Raw genomic sequence first — 15,618 nt, 5'->3', positions numbered from 1 at the left:
CATGGCGCAGGCTGCTGCAAGGCTGAATGACCCGATCGGCCATAGCCCGACCATGAGCTGGCTGTTGGCCGGCGTGATTGCCGCCGCGGCCATCGCCGTGACGGCGGTTGCTGTCGTCGGCACTGGCGGCCTGGCTGCCGCTGCCATCATTGGCGGCGCTGCCGCCGCCGGCGGCGGCATCGGCGAAGTATTGAGCACCATGAGTTGGGCTCCCAAGGAAGAAGTGGGAAATATAACCACGACTGGCTCGCCCAATGTCTTCACCAACAGCCTGCGCGCCATACGTGCCCATCTCGACACGGCAAAATGCGACAAGCATACGGACACTGAAAAGGTGGCGACCGGCAGCAATAAGGTGTTCATCAACAGCTGGCCTGCCGCGCGTGTCGACGACAAGACGACCTGCAGCGCCACCATCACCAAGGGTTCTCCCAACGTGAACATCGGCGGCGAGACTGTGCAGACCGACGAAATTCACGCCGAAGACCTGGTGCCCACCTGGGTACATGTGACCATGTTCGTCGTGGGGGCAGGCGCTGCATTTGTCTTGGCGGCGCCCCTCGTAGCGATTGGCGGCCTTGCCGGCGGCATACTTGGTGGCATGGGCGGCAGTTGGGTGGGTGGAAAAGTCTTTGGCGAAGGGTCCGATGGACAGAAGTGGTCGATGTTGGGCGGCGGTTTGCTGGGTGGCTTGTTGGGTGCCAAAGGCGGCAAGCTCTGGTCTCCAAAGAGTCCTGCAGGCGAACCGACTGTCAATACCAACCCGGCCCGCAACCCGCTGAAGGACGATGCGATGCCGCGCGATGGGGACCGCTTGGTGGTCAACCAGGGGCGGGTACCGACCTGCGGCCATAATTCCTGCGGCATGGTCCTGGACACGATGGGAAAACCCGTTGAGATTGGCGCGCTGATTGAACGCATCCCACCCGGCAAGGATGGCATTTATCCGCAGGACGTCGTTGCCCTGTTCAAGTCCGAAGGCGTTCGCGCCAATTACAGGACTGGGCGCAACGTGAATGACCTGGCACGTTATACTAAGGATGGAACACCTGTCGTTGCTGTCATTGAAGATAGAACGGGCGGTTCCAGCTTCCGTCACTTCATTGTTGTCGATGGCGTGACGACGAGGAACGGCGTACCGGTTGTTGCGATCCGGGACCCTCACGGCAAGCAGTATTTCAGCCCGGTTAGCACATTTGAGAAAAACTATACGCGGGAAGTCATAGTACCGAGGAGTAAATAAGTGAGTCTGCAGTTAAACATTTCTCTGCCCAAGAACCTGGTCACCGCTGACCTGATCCGGCAAAAGAATATCCCGTGCCTATGTAAAGTAGCCAAGGAATTCGAGATCGAATTCATGGACCCGCTGCCAGAGGCGACCGGCGTGGTTCAGGGCTGGGACAGGCGATTGCTCGATGAACGTGCTGTCGCCGGCGCGGGAGGGCTTTATACGCACTATGCATTTGGTCTCGTGACCCTCGACCAGGTACAGCCGGACGTTTACAGGATCGTCGATTTGGCGTTCTTTAACAGAATCTTTGGTTGGTGCCCGATCCTGGAAAACGGAGACTACGCTCCCCCAGGAAAATTCTCTGATGATGACGAAGAAGACGATTTCGGAAGATGAGGGCCAGCGCTAAGCAGATACGATGCACTGCTAATGAGCTCCAGGAGAAGTAGTGAGTTTGTACCTGCAAATTGATTTGCCAAAGAACCTCAGTTCGGAAGAAGTGACCCGGCAAAAAAACATCCCTTGCCTTTGCAAGGTAGCCGAGGAATTCGAGATCGAATTTTTGGATCCATTACCGGGATCGACAGGTGTTGTGCAGGGCTGGGATTGGAAGCTGCTTCACGAGCGGGTTATTTCGGGCATTGGCGGTCTGTACACCCATTACACGTTTGGCATGGTGACCCTGGAAATTGCGCAGCCGGGCATTTACAAGATCATCGACCTGGCCATGTTCGACACAAGCTTTGGCTGGTGTCCGGTACTAGAGAACGGGGAATAAGGCCCTCCCGGAAAGTTCTATGATGAAGACGATATCGGATGATGAGTACAGGTGAATTTGAAAGACTGCTTGGCAATGAAAGCTCCCCCTGGTTTGAATACAACCTGGAGATCGCTAGCGAAGCCTTGAATGAATTTACCTCCGATGACTGGAGCGACCTGCAGTCCAGGGTCCTGTCATTTTCCGCATGCCTTCAGGAGCGCTGTGCCGAGGCAGTTGGCGAGTCCAGGAGCAACGATGGAATTGGCGTTTTGACGACGCTGCTTATGTCATCGTCCTGCCTCGATGTCGCGGCAATCGCTGCCAGCCAACTAGACGATATGGAGGTTCAACTGCCAGTTTCCCTGCGAGGAAGGCTGCAGCAATTATTGGATCAGTTGACCTCTCGCCACAGCACGCGTGCAGAAGACGTGCAAGGTCTGATCTCGGTCTGTTCGGATGAACTACACGCTGAAAAATTATGATGCCCTGCTGAGGGGCGTGCGCGAATGCGATGACTACTGGGCTGACGTCGGTATCCTCGACGCCATTGCCTTCCTGGAGGCATTTTCCGACCAAGAGTGGATCATGTTGCAAGACCTGCTGGCAGAACGCCCCCGGCTCTGGCAGCGCTCATGCGCAGAAACGCTCAGCGAAGTCACGAATCAGACTCGGAGTTTCGATTTGTTGCTTCGGCTGATGCAAGAGGGAGACGATGACGTGACGATCGCCGCGCTCGACTCGATCAATGCCCTGGCCTGCTACGGCCTGGACATCGGCGGCCAAGCCACGCAACTGCGGGGCGCCATCGCCAAAGCAAGGTCCAACGCCGGTGCGGCGGTATCCCGCATGCTGGACGCGCTCTCACTGCAGCTTTAAAATGCGCGCCCGGCCGGCAGCCGGGCGCGCAAGGCTTATTCGGCCGGTACCCGTACCCAACCTTCCATCAAGACCCGCGCGCTGCGGCTCATGATGGCCTTCTTCACGGTCCACTCGCCGTTTTCCAGGCTGGCCTGGGCGCCGACGCGCAGCGTGCCGGATGGATGGCCGAAGCGCACTGCTTCGCGTTCACCGCCGCCGGCGGCCAGGTTGACCAGCGTGCCGGGAATCGCCGCCGCCGTGCCGATTGCCACGGCGGCGGTACCCATCATCGCGTGGTGCAGCTTGCCCATCGAAAGCGCACGCACCAGCAGGTCGATATCGCCGGCCTGCACCTGCTTGCCGCTGGACGCGGCATAGCCGGTGGGCGGGGCGACAAAGGCGACCTTTGGCGTGTGCTGGCGGGTGGCCGCCTCCGACACGTCCTTGATCAGGCCCATGCGCACTGCGCCGTGCGCACGGATCGTCTCGAACTTTGCCAGGGCAGCGGCATCGCCGTTGATCGCTTCCTGCAGCTCGGTGCCGGTGTAGCCGATGGCATCCGCGTTGATGAAGATGGTCGGAATGCCGGCGTTGATCATGGTCGCCTTCAGCGTGCCGACGCTCGGAACTTCCAGGTCGTCGACCAGGCGGCCGGTCGGGAACATCGAACCGCCTGCCCCCTCTTCCTCCGCCGCAGGGTCCATGAATTCAAGCTGGACTTCGGCCGCCGGGAAGGTCACGCCATCCAGTTCGAAGTCGCCGGTTTCCTGCACTTCACCGTTGGTCATCGGAATGTGCGCGATGATGGTTTTGCCGATATTGGCCTGCCAGATGCGCACCACGGCCATGCCGTCGCGCGGCACGCGGGCCGGCGCCACCAGGCCGCCGCTGATGGCAAACGCGCCCACTGCCGCCGACAGGTTGCCGCAGTTGCCGCTCCAGTCGACAAAGGCCTTGTCGATGCTGACCTGGCCGAACAGGTAATCCACGTCGTGGCCGGCGCGGGTGGAGGCGGACAGGATCACCGTCTTGCTGGTGCTCGATGTCGCGCCGCCCATGCCGTCGATCTGCTTGCCGTACGGGTCCGGGCTGCCGATCACGCGCAGGAGCAAGGCGTCGCGCGCCTTGCCTGGCACCTGGGCCGCTTCCGGCAAGTCCTGCAGCCGGAAGAACACGCCCTTGCTGGTGCCGCCACGCATATACGTGGCAGCTACCTTGATTTGCGGTTTGTGTTCCATTTACGCAGCCTTTGCGGTTTCGAGGAAGTCCTGCGCGAAGCGCTGCAGCACGCCGCCTGCCTCATAGATCGATACGTCTTCCGACGAGTCGAGGCGGCAGGTCACCGGCACTTCCACGCGTTCGCCGTTCTTGCGGTTGATCACCAGGATCAGCGTGGCGCGTGGCGCGCGTTCGCCGATCACGTCGAAGGTTTCGGTGCCGTCGATGCCCAGGGTCAGGCGGTTGACGCCAGCCTTGAACTCCAGCGGCAGAACGCCCATGCCCACCAGGTTGGTGCGGTGGATGCGCTCGAAGCCTTCGGCAACGATGGCTTCCACGCCCGCCAGGCGCACGCCTTTGGCTGCCCAGTCGCGCGAAGAGCCCTGGCCGTAATCGGCGCCGGCGATCACGATCAGCGGCTGCTTGCGGTCCATATAGGTTTCAATGGCTTCCCACATGCGGGTCACTTTGCCTTCCGGCTCCACACGGGCCAGCGAACCGGCCTTGATGCTGCCGTCGGCATTGCGCACCATTTCGTTTTTCAGCGTCGGGTTGGCGAATGTAGCGCGTTGCGCGGTCAGGTGGTCGCCGCGGTGGGTGGCGTAGGAGTTGAAGTCCTCTTCCGGCAGGCCCATCTTGTGCAGGTATTCGCCTGCAGCGGAGTCCATCATGATCGCGTTCGATGGCGACAGGTGGTCGGTGGTGATGTTATCGCCCAGCACGGCCAGCGCGCGCATGCCCTTCAGCGTGCGTTCGCCTGCCAGCGCGCCTTCCCAGTAAGGAGGGCGACGGATGTAGGTCGATTGCGGACGCCAGTCGTACAGCGGCTCGGCGCGTTCCGCAGCTTCTTCGCTGCGCGCGAACATCGGGATGTAGACCTTGCGGAAGTGGTCCGGCTTGACGCTGCTTGCCACGATCGCGTCGATCTCTTCGTCGCTCGGCCACAGGTCCTTCAGGGTGACCGGCTTGCCGGCGGCATCGTGGCCCAGCACATCCTTCTCGATGTCGAAACGGATGGTGCCGGCGATGGCGTAGGCCACCACCAGCGGCGGCGATGCCAGGAAGGCCTGCTTGGCGTACGGGTGGATGCGGCCGTCGAAGTTGCGATTGCCAGACAGGACTGCGGTGGCGTACAGGTCGCGCTCCACCACTTCCTTCTGGATCACCGGGTCGAGCGCGCCTGACATGCCGTTGCAGGACGTGCAGGCGTACGCCACGACGCCGAAGCCCAGCTTTTCCAGCTCAGGCATCAGGCCTGCTTCCTCCAGGTACAGCGTCACGGCTTTCGAGCCTGGCGCCAGCGAAGACTTGACCCACGGCTTGCGCAGCAGCCCGGCCTTGTTCGCGTTGCGGGCCAGCAGGCCTGCCGCGATCATATTGCGCGGGTTGTTGGTGTTGGTGCAGCTGGTGATGGCAGCGATGATCACGGCGCCGTCAGGCATCTTGCCTGGCTCGTTTTCCACCACGCCCGATATCCCGCGCGCTGCCAATTCGGAGGTTGGGACGCGCTTGTGCGGGTTCGACGGGCCGGCGATATTGCGCACCACGGTCGACAGGTCGAACTTCAGCACGCGTTCGTATTCCACCTTGGCCAGGTCGTCCGACCACAGGCCGGTGTGCCTCGCGTAGGTTTCAACCAGCGCCACCAGGTCGTCGTCGCGGCCGGTCAGCTTCAGGTATTTGATGGTCTGCGCATCGATCGAGAACATCGCGGCAGTGGCGCCGAATTCCGGCGCCATGTTCGAGATCGTGGCGCGGTCGCCCAGGGTCAGTGCGGCGGCGCCTTCGCCGTAGAACTCCAGGTAGGCCGAGACCACTTTCTCCTTGCGCAGGAACTCGGTCAGCGCCAGCACGATGTCGGTCGCGGTAATGCCGGGCTGTGGCTTGCCGCTCAGCTCAACGCCGATGATGTCCGGCAGGCGCATCCAGGAGGCGCGGCCCAGCATCACGGTTTCCGCTTCCAGGCCGCCCACGCCGATGGCGATCACGCCCAGCGCGTCGACCATCGGAGTGTGCGAGTCGGTGCCTACCAGGGTGTCCGGATAGGCCACGCCATCGCTCGCTTGAATGACCGGCGACATGCGTTCCAGGTTGATCTGGTGCAGGATGCCGTTGCCCGGCGGAATCACGTCGACGTTTTGGAACGCCTTCTTGGTCCAGTTGATGAAGTCGAAACGGTCTTCGTTGCGGCGGTCTTCAATGGCGCGGTTCTTGTTGAAGGCGTCCGGATCGAAACCGCCGCATTCCACGGCCAGCGAGTGGTCGACCACCAGCTGGGTCGGCACCACCGGATTGACCAGGGCAGGATCGCCGCCCTGCTCTGCGATGGCATCGCGCAGGCCGGCCAGGTCGACCAGCGCGGTCTGGCCCAGGATGTCGTGGCACACCACGCGGGCCGGGAACCATGGGAAGTCCAGGTCGCGCTTGCGTTCGATCAGCTGCGACAGCGACGCGGTCAGCGTGGCCGGATCGCAGCGGCGTACCAGGTTCTCCGCCAGCACGCGCGAGGTGTACGGCAGCGTGGCGTAGGCGCCCGGCTTGATCGCATCGACCGCTTCGCGCGCGTCGAAATAATCCAGCTTGGTGCCAGGGAGTTGCTTACGGTATTGGGAGTTCATGATTACTTGCGATCCTTGATCGGTACGAAGGCCAGGTCTTCAGGGCCGACGTAATTGGCGCTTGGACGAATGATCTTGTTGTCGATGCGCTGCTCGATGATGTGCGCCGACCAGCCGGAGGTGCGCGAAATCACGAACAGCGGGGTGAACATGGCGGTCGGAACGCCCATCATGTGGTACGACACGGCGGAGAACCAGTCCAGGTTAGGGAACATCTTCTTGACTTCCCACATCACCGACTCCAGGCGTTCGGCGATGTCGAACATCTTCATCGAGCCGGCTTCCTGCGACAGGGAACGCGCCACTTCCTTGATCACCACGTTGCGCGGGTCGGACACGGTGTACACGGGATGGCCGAAGCCGATCACCACTTCCTTGTTGGCGACGCGGTTGCGGATGTCGGCTTCCGCTTCGTCCGCGTTTTCGTAGCGCTGCTGGATGTCCAGCGCCACTTCGTTGGCGCCGCCGTGCTTGGGACCGCGCAGCGCGCCGATCGCGCCGGTGATGGCGGAATGGATGTCGGAACCGGTGCCGGCGATCACGCGGCTGGTGAAAGTGGAGGCATTGAACTCGTGCTCCGCGTACAGGATCAGCGAGGTATGCATTGCACGCACCCACGATTCGGACGGCTTTTCGCCGTGCAGCAGGTGCAGGAAGTGGCCGCCAATGGTTTCATCGTCGGTTTCCACATCGATGCGCTTGCCGTTATGGCTGTAGTGGTACCAATACAGCAGCATGGAACCGAAGGAAGCCATCAGGCGGTCGGCGATGTCGCGCGCGCCGGCGATATTGTGGTCGTCCTTCTCAGGCAGGCAGCAGCCCAGCACGGAAACGCCGGTACGCATCACGTCCATCGGGTGAGCCGATGCAGGCAGCGCTTCCAGCGCCGACTTCACGCCTTGCGGCAGGCCGCGCAGGGATTTCAGCTTGGATTTGTAGCCTTTCAGTTCGGCCATGTTCGGCAGCTTGCCGTGCACCAGCAGGTAGGCGATCTCTTCGAATTCGCAGGTGGTGGCCACGTCCAGGATGTCGTAGCCGCGATAGTGCAGGTCGTTGCCGGTCTTGCCTACGGAGCACAGGGCGGTATTGCCGGCTGCGACGCCGGACAGGGCGACGGATTTCTTAGGCTTGAAGGTTGGGGCTTGCTCGGTCATTTTGGTCTCTCCTCGGATCGTCGAATTATTTTTTGGCGGCTGCAAACAGGGCGTCCAGCTTCTGTTCGAAATCGTGATAGTTGATGCGCTCGTACAATTCGGCGCGGGTCTGCATGGTGTCGACCACGTTCTGCTGGGTGCCGTCGCGGCGGATCGCGGTGTACACATTCTCCGCAGCCTTGTTCATGGCGCGGAAGGCGGACAGCGGGTACAGCACCAGGCCCACGTCGGCGGATTTCAGTTCTTCCACGGTGAACAGAGGGGTGGAGCCGAATTCGGTGATATTCGCCAGCACCGGGACTTTTACCGCTGCGGCGAATTGCTTGTACATATCCAGCGAAATCATCGCTTCAGGGAAGATCATGTCGGCGCCGGCTTCCACGCAGGCCACTGCGCGGTCGATTGCGGCGTCCAGTCCTTCCACGGCCAGCGCATCGGTACGGGCCATGATCACGAAGTTTTCGTCGGTACGCGCGTCCACGGCAGCCTTGATGCGGTCGATCATCTCGCCCTTGGACACGATTTCCTTTCCGGGGCGGTGGCCGCAACGCTTGGCGCCCACCTGGTCTTCGATATGCATGGCGGCGGCGCCGAACTTGATCATCGACTTCACGGTGCGCGCCACGTTGAAGGCGGAGGCGCCGAAACCGGTGTCCACGTCCACCAGCAGCGGCAGGTCGCACACGTCGGTGATGCGGCGCACGTCGGTCAGCACGTCGTCCAGGTTGGAGATGCCCAGGTCCGGCAGGCCGAGGGAGCCGGCAGCCACGCCGCCGCCCGACAGGTAGATCGCCTTGAAGCCGGCGCGCTTGGCCAGCAGGGCGTGGTTGGCGTTGATCGCGCCCACCACCTGCAGCGGGGATTCTTCTTGCACGGCCTTGCGGAAGGCGGCGCCTGCGGAATATTGGCTCATGATGTCCTTTCTGTTTGAGGAATGTTTGCCGTCCATAGTGCAAGTGGCATGCCAGCCGTGGCTTCCCAGCAAAATCAAGCACTTGCAACGCGGGCGCCAGAGTATAATGTTTCATGTTGAAACACGTGAAACGTTTCAGGTGAAACATGCGACATTCCACTCCCCTGCCCTTCGACCCGGCCGACAAGCCGGTGATCTGGACGGTTTCCGTCTCGCGCCTGTCGGAGCTGTTCCGCGACATCACGCTGGAATATGACGCCCTGGCCGATATCGAACCGATCAACCTTGGCTTCGACGAGGCTGCGCGCCATATCCGTGAACGCCTGGCGACGGAGCGCTGCGATGCCGTCATTGCGGCCGGCTCGAATGCGGCCTACCTGAAGGGACGCCTGTCGGTACCCGTGGTGATCGCCAAGGCCAGCGGCTTCGATTTCATGCAAGCCCTTGCCCGCGCCCGCAAGGTTTCCGGCCGCATCGGCGTGATCACCTACCAGGAAGACATGCCGGCGCTGGCGGAATTCGCCGCCACCTTCGGCGTGCCGATCGAGCAGCGCACCTATGCCACCGAGGAAGATGCACGCGCCCAGATCAATGACCTGAAGGCCTCCGGCATCAAGGCCATCGTCGGCGCCGGCCTGATCACCGACCTGGCCGAAGAAGCCGGCCTGACCGGCGTTTTTGTCTATTCCGCCGCATCGATCCGCCAGGCCTTCGACGACGCACTTGAACTGGCGCGCCTGGCGCAGCTGGAATCCAACCGTAGCAGGCGCCACGTGGTGGCCGACACCTTGCGCGCCAAGCATGGACTGGCCGACCTGCGCGGCGAGTCCGAGGCGATGGAGCGCGTACGCCAGGCGGTCGTGCTGTACGCGAAGTCGCCTGCCACGGTGCTGATCCAGGGTGAAACCGGCTGCGGCAAGGAACTGGTGGCGCAAGCCATCCACCGCGAATCCCCGCGCACGCTGGGCGGCGCCAACCGTCCCTTTGTCGCGGTGAACTGTGGCGCGATCGCCGAATCGCTGCTGGAGTCGGAACTGTTCGGCCATGAGGAAGGCGCCTTTACCGGTGCCCGGCGCGGCGGCCACGCCGGCCTGTTCGAAGCAGCCAACCGCGGCACCCTGTTCCTCGACGAAATCGGCGAAATGCCGCTTGCACTGCAGACCCGGCTCCTGCGCGTGCTGGAAGAACGCGAAGTGGTGCGGGTCGGCGGCACGCGGCCGATTCCGGTCAATGTACGCATTATCAGCGCCACCCATTGCGACCTTGAAGCGAGGGTGCGCGAGGGCCGCTTCCGCCCCGACCTGTTCTACCGCCTGGCCGTGCTGCGCCTGTCGCTGCCGCCGCTGCGCGAGCGCCCGACCGACATCCTGCCGCTGGCCGAATGGTCGTTGCGTACCGCCCTGGCCAGCCTGGGCGCGCGCGCCCATCCGAACCTGCCGGCCGAACTGGCCGCCTGCGCGCCCCTGCTGCTGCGCTATGAATGGCCCGGCAATGTACGCGAACTGCGCAACCTGACCGAACGCCTCGCCCTGTTCCTCGCCGCCGAACCGCTGCAGGCCCTGACGCCCAGCTTCGTTGCAGGCGTCGCGCCCGAACTGCATTCCTTGCCGCAGGCGGCAACGCAACTGCCTGCGCCCCATGCATCCGCCCCCGCGCCGAACAGCGTCACCGAAGTATTGGCCCGCTTCGGCGGCCGCCGTGACGCCGCCGCCGACTACCTGGGCATCAGCCGCACGACGCTGTGGCGCCGCCTGCGCGAAGAGCAGGAACCCTGAGCCGAGGCGTCGACGCCACAGCATATTGCATCAATGACAATCCCGTAGTATCTTCTTGCGTTGAGTTCAGGGGCATTACATGGAATATCGCAGGGAAATCGATGGTCTGCGGGCGGTTGCCGTCCTGCCGGTAATCCTGTTTCACGCAGGGTTCCAGTTCTTTGGCGGCGGCTTCGTCGGCGTCGACGTCTTTTTCGTCATCAGCGGCTACCTGATCACGACGATCCTGATCCACGAGCTGGAAGCTGGCCAGTTCTCCATCCTCAATTTCTATGAAAGACGGGCGCGCCGCATCCTGCCGGCGCTATTCCTGCTGCTGTTTGCCTGCCTGCCGTTCGCCTGGCTCTGGCTGGTGCCGGACGACCTGAAAGGCTTTGCGCAAAGCCTGGTGGCCGTCACCGCCTTCGCGTCGAATATCCTGTTCTGGGAGCAGAGCGACTACTTCGACAGCTCGGCCGAATTCAAGCCCCTGCTCCACACCTGGAGCCTGGCGGTCGAAGAACAGTTCTACTTGCTGTTCCCCTTGTTCCTGATGCTGTTCTGGCGCCGCGACCAGCGCCTGCTGCTGGCGGTGCTGGTCGGCACGGCGCTGGCCAGCCTCGGTGCGGCGCAATGGGGTGTGGCCAGGGACCCTTCCGCCACCTTCTTCCTGCTGCCCACACGCGCCTGGGAGCTGGCCATCGGCGCGCTGTGCGCCTATTACATGTCGCGCCCTGGCGCCGGCCGGCATTCGCAACGCACGCGCGAACTTGCCAGCCTTGCCGGCCTCGGCCTGATCGGCACCGGCATTTTCGCTTTCAGCAAATACACGCCCTTCCCCAGTGTGTACGCGCTCCTGCCCACGGTCGGCGCAGCGCTGATCATCCTGTTCGCAGTCCCGTCGACCACGGTCGGCAAGATCCTGGGCAGCCGGCTGATGGTTGGCGTCGGCTTGGTCAGCTACAGCGCCTACTTGTGGCACCAGCCTATCCTTGCATTCGCACGCCACCGTAGCCTGGACGGGCCAAGTCCGGCCCTGATGGCCGCGCTGGTGGTGCTGACGCTGGTGCTGGCCTATCTTAGCTGGCAATTCGTCGAAAAGCCGTTCCGCAACCGCAGCAGGTTTGGCCGGCAACAAATCTTCGCCTTCGCCATTGCCGGCTCGCTGCTGTTCTTCGGCATCGGCATGGCGGGCCACAAGACCAACGGCATGCGCAGCGTCAAGACCACCCCGCAGCAGGAAGAGGTGCTGCGCACTGTCACTGCAAGCCCGGAGCGCGCTGCCTGCCATACCAAGGGTCTGGAGTACCGCAAGCCGCAAGACGCCTGCGCCTTCAACGGTCCCGCCGGGGAATGGGCAGTGTTCGGCGACAGCCATGCGATCGAGCTGGCGCACGCGCTGGCGGTACAGTTGAACGGCCGCCACCAGGGTGTGCGCCAGTTCAGCTTCAGCGGCTGCTCGCCTTCCTACCAGCGCGCCGACACCAATCCCGGCTGCAGCGACTGGACGCGCGAGGCTGTCGACTTCATCGCCGCCGATCCGCATATCAAGGAGGTCGTGGTCAGCTACCGCATCCACAGTGCCCTGTTTGGCGACCATGAAGGCATTTACCCGCGCCTGCCGGACGAATTCAGCGATGCCAAGCGCGACGCCATCTGGGCCTCGTACAAGACGATATTGAACCGCTTTGCCAGCGCGGGCAAACATGTCACCGTGGTATTGCAGGCGCCCGAACTCCCGCGCCAGGTGGATAAGCTGATACGCCAGGCCGACGACCCGCGCACGGTGGATGGGGTCACGACCGACTGGTGGCGACGTCGCAGCGCCTTTGTGGAGCAGCGGCTGGGTGAATTGCCTGCCGGCGTGCGCATCCTGCGGCCGGAAACGCTGTTCTGTGACGCTGCGCGCTGTTACGCCGTCAAGGATGGCAAGGCCTTGTATTTCGATGATGACCACATGTCCAGCTACGGCGCCGGGCTGGTGGCGCAGCAGGTCGTGGCAGCACAGGCGCGCGCCTGTCAAAACGGCTGCTCGCTAGAATCGACGGCATGGACGAGCACACCGAGCAAGAGTCACTAAAAGAGCAGATGGGCCGCATCATCGAAGAGGCGCGCATGATACTGCCAGGTATCCAGGCCCTGTTCGGCTTCCAGGCCATTGCCGTCTTCAACGACCGTTTCGAGCAGCTGCCGGTCTATGCCCAGGACTGCCACGCTGCCGCCCTGGCCCTGGTGGTGGTGGCCATCGCGCTGGTCATGTTGCCGGCCGCCTACCATCGCCTCGCCGAACCAGGCCAGGTTTCCATGCATGCGATCACCATTTCTTCGCGCGCCATCTGCTACGCCCTCGCGCCATTGGCCGCAGGCCTGGCGCTGGACATCGCCGTGGTGCTCTACATGGTCACCGGCAGCGATATGGGCAGCGCGGCCGGAGGACTGGCCGCCTTCCTGCTGCTGATCGGCACGTGGTTCGTCTTCCCCCTGCGCGCCCGGCGCCGCCGGCACAGCTCCTGAGCAACCGCTTGTCATCCGATTCGACCGCTCGTCATATCGCTGGAGCGCCAGCTGGATGGATACGGTATGCTCCCATGCCATGAAAAGAGCACTCACCGGGACGGAAAACGACCAAATGAACCGCACCGACGGCAGCGACATGCCGCTGCTGGCGCGGCTCAACTGGTATTGGATCTTGCAAGGGCTTGGCTGGAGCGCCGTGATTGCCTTCCTCATGCTGGTCAACGGGCCGTTCCTGGCGCGGCCGGGCGCCGTCCTGACCTGCATCCTGGACGGCGCCAGCGGCCTGCTGCTGACGGACCTGTGGCGCCGCTACATGAAGCTGCGCGACTGGAACACGCGCCGCGTGGACTGGCGGCAGGTCCTTGTCGCCATCTTCATCCTCGGCCCCGTGCAGTTGGCGCTCGTCACCATCATTGCCCGTTCGCTGGTCGGCGTGGCAGACGGCGGCAGCTGGCTGCCCATGCTCTTGCTGTTCTGGTCCGGCATCATGACAGCATGGCAGGTCTCGTATATGGCTGCCACGGCCCTGCGGCGCGCCAACCGCTTCGAATCGGAAGCGCTGCGGCTCGACGTGCTCGCCAAGGAAGCCGAACTGAAGGCCCTGCAGGCACAGGTGAACCCGCATTTTTTCTTCAATAGCCTGAACAGCGTGCGCGCCCTGATTTTCGAGAACCAGCAATCGGCCGCGCAAATGATCGACCAGCTTGCAACGCTGATGCGCTATACGCTGGCTGCCAGCTATGCCGATACCGTGCCGCTGCAAGAAGAGATGGAAGCTGTTGAATCCTACCTGGCCATCGAAAAGATCCGCTTCGAAGAGCGCCTGAACGTCACCGTCTGCATCGCCGACGGCATGGATAGCGTGACCATTCCGCCGATGGCCGTGCAGACGCTGGTTGAGAACGCGGTGAAATACGGCGTCGAGCAAAGCAGCGCCGGCACGGAAATCCGCATCAGTGCCAGCCATGCCAACGGCCACGCCGCTATCGAGGTGGCCAACCGCGGCGCCTTGGCAAAGCTAGGCGATTCGACGCGCGTCGGCCTGGCCAACGCCCGCAAAAGGCTGCTGCATGCCAAGGGCGGCAACGCCAGCCTTGATCTGGTGGAGCGCGATGGCTGGGTACGCGCCACCCTGAGCTTCCCTTTGTCATGACGATGCGCGTGCTGGTTATCGACGATGAGCGGCTGGCCCGCAAGGAGCTGCGCCGCCTGCTGGCAGGCCAGCAGCAATTTGAAATCGTCGGCGAGGCCGCCGATGTTGCCGATGGCATCGCGCGGGCCAGGGCTTTGGCGCCGGACCTGCTCCTGCTGAATGTGCAGATACCGGGCGGCAGCGGCTTCGACCTGCTCGATGCGCTGGACGACGTGCCGGAAGTTATTTTCACCACGGGCCATGGCCACTGCCCGGCCGACTACCTGCTCAAGCCGATCCACCCGCAACGCCTTGCCGCCGCACTGGAACGTGCTGCCGTCCGCGCCGGCATGGGCAGCAGGCCACGCAAGCTGTTCATCCGCGAGGGGGAGCGCTGCTGGTTCGTGCGCCTGACCGACATCCGCCTGTTCGAAGCGGAAGGCGAGCATACGCGCGCCTATTTCGACGGCGCTGCGCCACTTATCCCGCGCTCCCTGCAGCAGCTCGAACAAATGCTCGACCGCCAGCAATTCTTCCGCGCCAGCAGCCGCCACCTGGTCAACCTGGCCGATGTCGATCGCATCGTGCAAACCGCCGGCGGTTCACTGGCGCTGAATGTGGCGGGCGTGGCTGTGGAAGTCATGGGTGCCACCCAATGACAATGGCGGACACCCTGCATCCGCTTCTGGCAAGCTTGGCCGGTACGGGCCGCATGATACGCGTCCTGCTCGTTGACGACGAGCGCCTGGCTCGCGCCGAACTGCGGCGCATGCTGGCCTGCCACGCCTGCGTCGCCGTGGTTGGAGAGGCGGCCAATGCCGCCGAAGCGGCGCTTCAGGTGGCTGCGTTGCAGCCCGACTTGTTGCTGCTGGACGTGCAAATGCCCGGCGCCAGCGGCTTTGACCTGCTGGCCGCGCTCGACGACCCGCCCGAGGTGATCTTCACCACCGCCTTCGACCAGTACGCCTTGCAGGCCTTCGAAGCCAGTGCGCTCGACTACCTGATGAAGCCCATCGAGCCGCGACGCCTGGCCGCGGCTTTGGAGCGTGCCGCTGCGCGGCTTGGCTTCGCGCCTGCGCCCAGCGCCATTCCGCGAAAACTGTTCATCCGCGACGGTGAACGCTGCTGGTTCGTGCGGCTGGAAGACATCCGCCTGTTCGAATCGGAGGGCAATTACACCCGCCTTTACTTCGACGGCGCCGCGCCGTTGCTGGCGCGCTCGCTGCTGCAACTGGAACAGCGCCTCGATCCACAGCAGTTCTTCCGCGCCAATCGCCGCCACATCGTCAACCTGGCCGCCGTGTGCAGCATCGAGAATGGCGACGGTGGCGCCGTCCTGCTGCGCGTCGACGGCATGAGCGTAGAGGTGTCGCGCCGCCGCGTGGCGGCATTGAAACAACTCCAGGAATTCTGAAGGAAAAAAAACCCGCTCGGCGAGCGGGTTTTTCGAAGCGGCACACTGC

General features: G+C 63.2%; 15 protein-coding genes. 11 read left to right on the top strand and 4 right to left on the bottom strand.

Going from position 1 to position 15,618, the window contains the following annotated elements; genetic code table 11:
- Position 1: 1 nt before the first annotated feature.
- Genes ACN9MU_RS11210 through ACN9MU_RS11190 form a run of 5 tightly spaced genes read left to right on the top strand, consistent with a single transcriptional unit; the run spans position 2 to position 2,867 of the window.
- Positions 2-1,243: a PAAR domain-containing protein gene (locus ACN9MU_RS11210; protein WP_426170633.1), complete on the top strand. Its 1,242-nt coding sequence runs from the start codon at positions 2-4 to the stop codon at positions 1,241-1,243.
- Positions 1,244-1,627: a hypothetical protein gene (locus tag ACN9MU_RS11205; RefSeq protein ID WP_426322385.1), complete on the top strand. Its 384-nt coding sequence runs from the start codon at positions 1,244-1,246 to the stop codon at positions 1,625-1,627.
- A 52-nt stretch (positions 1,628-1,679) separates the two neighbouring features.
- Positions 1,680-2,009 (top strand): hypothetical protein, encoded by a 330-nt coding sequence (locus ACN9MU_RS11200; RefSeq protein ID WP_426344592.1) that lies wholly within the window; start codon positions 1,680-1,682, stop codon positions 2,007-2,009.
- A gap of 38 nt (positions 2,010-2,047) precedes the next feature.
- Positions 2,048-2,473 (top strand): hypothetical protein, encoded by a 426-nt coding sequence (locus ACN9MU_RS11195; protein ID WP_426322383.1) that lies wholly within the window; start codon positions 2,048-2,050, stop codon positions 2,471-2,473.
- Positions 2,448-2,867 (top strand): hypothetical protein, encoded by a 420-nt coding sequence (locus tag ACN9MU_RS11190; RefSeq protein WP_426337328.1) that lies wholly within the window; start codon positions 2,448-2,450, stop codon positions 2,865-2,867. The genes ACN9MU_RS11195 and ACN9MU_RS11190 overlap by 26 nt, the downstream gene beginning before the upstream one ends.
- A gap of 35 nt (positions 2,868-2,902) precedes the next feature.
- Here the strand turns inward: ACN9MU_RS11190 and prpF are convergent, their stop codons facing one another.
- From prpF to prpB, 4 genes are read right to left on the bottom strand one after another with little or no spacing between them, the layout of a single operon-like run.
- Entirely contained in the window at positions 2,903-4,087 is a 1,185-nt protein-coding gene (gene prpF, locus ACN9MU_RS11185) for a 2-methylaconitate cis-trans isomerase PrpF (RefSeq protein ID WP_426344591.1), read from the bottom strand.
- Complete coding sequence (acnD, locus tag ACN9MU_RS11180) at positions 4,088-6,685, bottom strand: Fe/S-dependent 2-methylisocitrate dehydratase AcnD (protein WP_426344590.1); 2,598 nt, start codon at positions 6,683-6,685, stop codon at positions 4,088-4,090.
- A gap of 2 nt (positions 6,686-6,687) precedes the next feature.
- The gene (gene prpC / locus ACN9MU_RS11175; RefSeq protein WP_426170623.1) at positions 6,688-7,839 is read right to left on the bottom strand and encodes a bifunctional 2-methylcitrate synthase/citrate synthase; all 1,152 of its coding nucleotides are present in this window, start codon (positions 7,837-7,839) and stop codon (positions 6,688-6,690) included.
- A gap of 25 nt (positions 7,840-7,864) precedes the next feature.
- Entirely contained in the window at positions 7,865-8,752 is an 888-nt protein-coding gene (gene prpB, locus ACN9MU_RS11170) for a methylisocitrate lyase (protein WP_426344589.1), read from the bottom strand.
- A gap of 146 nt (positions 8,753-8,898) precedes the next feature.
- Here prpB and prpR point away from each other — a divergent pair, with 146 nt between their 5' ends.
- From prpR to ACN9MU_RS11140, 6 genes are all read left to right on the top strand, one after another.
- Positions 8,899-10,527, top strand: a complete 1,629-nt coding sequence (gene prpR / locus ACN9MU_RS11165; protein ID WP_426344588.1) for a propionate catabolism operon regulatory protein PrpR — start codon at positions 8,899-8,901, stop codon at positions 10,525-10,527.
- A 79-nt stretch (positions 10,528-10,606) separates the two neighbouring features.
- Positions 10,607-12,586: an acyltransferase family protein gene (locus ACN9MU_RS11160; RefSeq protein ID WP_426344587.1), complete on the top strand. Its 1,980-nt coding sequence runs from the start codon at positions 10,607-10,609 to the stop codon at positions 12,584-12,586.
- Positions 12,556-13,020, top strand: a complete 465-nt coding sequence (locus tag ACN9MU_RS11155) for a DUF6328 family protein (RefSeq protein WP_426170616.1) — start codon at positions 12,556-12,558, stop codon at positions 13,018-13,020. The genes ACN9MU_RS11160 and ACN9MU_RS11155 overlap by 31 nt, the downstream gene beginning before the upstream one ends.
- Before the next feature lie 115 nt (positions 13,021-13,135).
- On the top strand, positions 13,136-14,176 hold the full coding sequence (locus ACN9MU_RS11150; RefSeq protein WP_426344586.1) for a sensor histidine kinase: 1,041 nt from the start codon (positions 13,136-13,138) through the stop codon (positions 14,174-14,176).
- The gene (locus ACN9MU_RS11145) at positions 14,173-14,814 is read left to right on the top strand and encodes a LytR/AlgR family response regulator transcription factor (protein ID WP_426344585.1); all 642 of its coding nucleotides are present in this window, start codon (positions 14,173-14,175) and stop codon (positions 14,812-14,814) included. The genes ACN9MU_RS11150 and ACN9MU_RS11145 overlap by 4 nt, the downstream gene beginning before the upstream one ends.
- Positions 14,811-15,569 carry a LytR/AlgR family response regulator transcription factor gene (locus ACN9MU_RS11140; protein WP_426344584.1) on the top strand — a complete coding sequence of 253 codons (759 nt, stop codon included), beginning with the start codon at positions 14,811-14,813 and terminating at the stop codon, positions 15,567-15,569. The genes ACN9MU_RS11145 and ACN9MU_RS11140 overlap by 4 nt, the downstream gene beginning before the upstream one ends.
- Positions 15,570-15,618 lie beyond the last annotated feature (49 nt).

The sequence above is a fragment of the Pseudoduganella sp. R-32 genome (assembly GCF_049913245.1).
In the GTDB taxonomy this organism is placed as follows: Bacteria; Pseudomonadota; Gammaproteobacteria; order Burkholderiales; family Burkholderiaceae_D; genus Rugamonas.
This window is presented reverse-complemented; position numbering and strand designations above follow the sequence as displayed.

Coding starts and splice junctions, on each gene's coding strand:
- ACN9MU_RS11210 (WP_426170633.1), top strand. CDS start 2: ATGGCGCAGGCTGCTGCAAGGCTGAATGACCCGATCGGCCATAGCCCG.
- ACN9MU_RS11195 (WP_426322383.1), top strand. CDS start 2,048: ATGATGAGTACAGGTGAATTTGAAAGACTGCTTGGCAATGAAAGCTCC.
- ACN9MU_RS11190 (WP_426337328.1), top strand. CDS start 2,448: ATGAACTACACGCTGAAAAATTATGATGCCCTGCTGAGGGGCGTGCGC.
- prpF (WP_426344591.1), bottom strand. CDS start 4,087: ATGGAACACAAACCGCAAATCAAGGTAGCTGCCACGTATATGCGTGGC.
- acnD (WP_426344590.1), bottom strand. CDS start 6,685: ATGAACTCCCAATACCGTAAGCAACTCCCTGGCACCAAGCTGGATTAT.
- prpC (WP_426170623.1), bottom strand. CDS start 7,839: ATGACCGAGCAAGCCCCAACCTTCAAGCCTAAGAAATCCGTCGCCCTG.
- prpB (WP_426344589.1), bottom strand. CDS start 8,752: ATGAGCCAATATTCCGCAGGCGCCGCCTTCCGCAAGGCCGTGCAAGAA.
- prpR (WP_426344588.1), top strand. CDS start 8,899: ATGCGACATTCCACTCCCCTGCCCTTCGACCCGGCCGACAAGCCGGTG.
- ACN9MU_RS11160 (WP_426344587.1), top strand. CDS start 10,607: ATGGAATATCGCAGGGAAATCGATGGTCTGCGGGCGGTTGCCGTCCTG.
- ACN9MU_RS11155 (WP_426170616.1), top strand. CDS start 12,556: ATGGACGAGCACACCGAGCAAGAGTCACTAAAAGAGCAGATGGGCCGC.
- ACN9MU_RS11150 (WP_426344586.1), top strand. CDS start 13,136: ATGAACCGCACCGACGGCAGCGACATGCCGCTGCTGGCGCGGCTCAAC.
- ACN9MU_RS11145 (WP_426344585.1), top strand. CDS start 14,173: ATGACGATGCGCGTGCTGGTTATCGACGATGAGCGGCTGGCCCGCAAG.
- ACN9MU_RS11140 (WP_426344584.1), top strand. CDS start 14,811: ATGACAATGGCGGACACCCTGCATCCGCTTCTGGCAAGCTTGGCCGGT.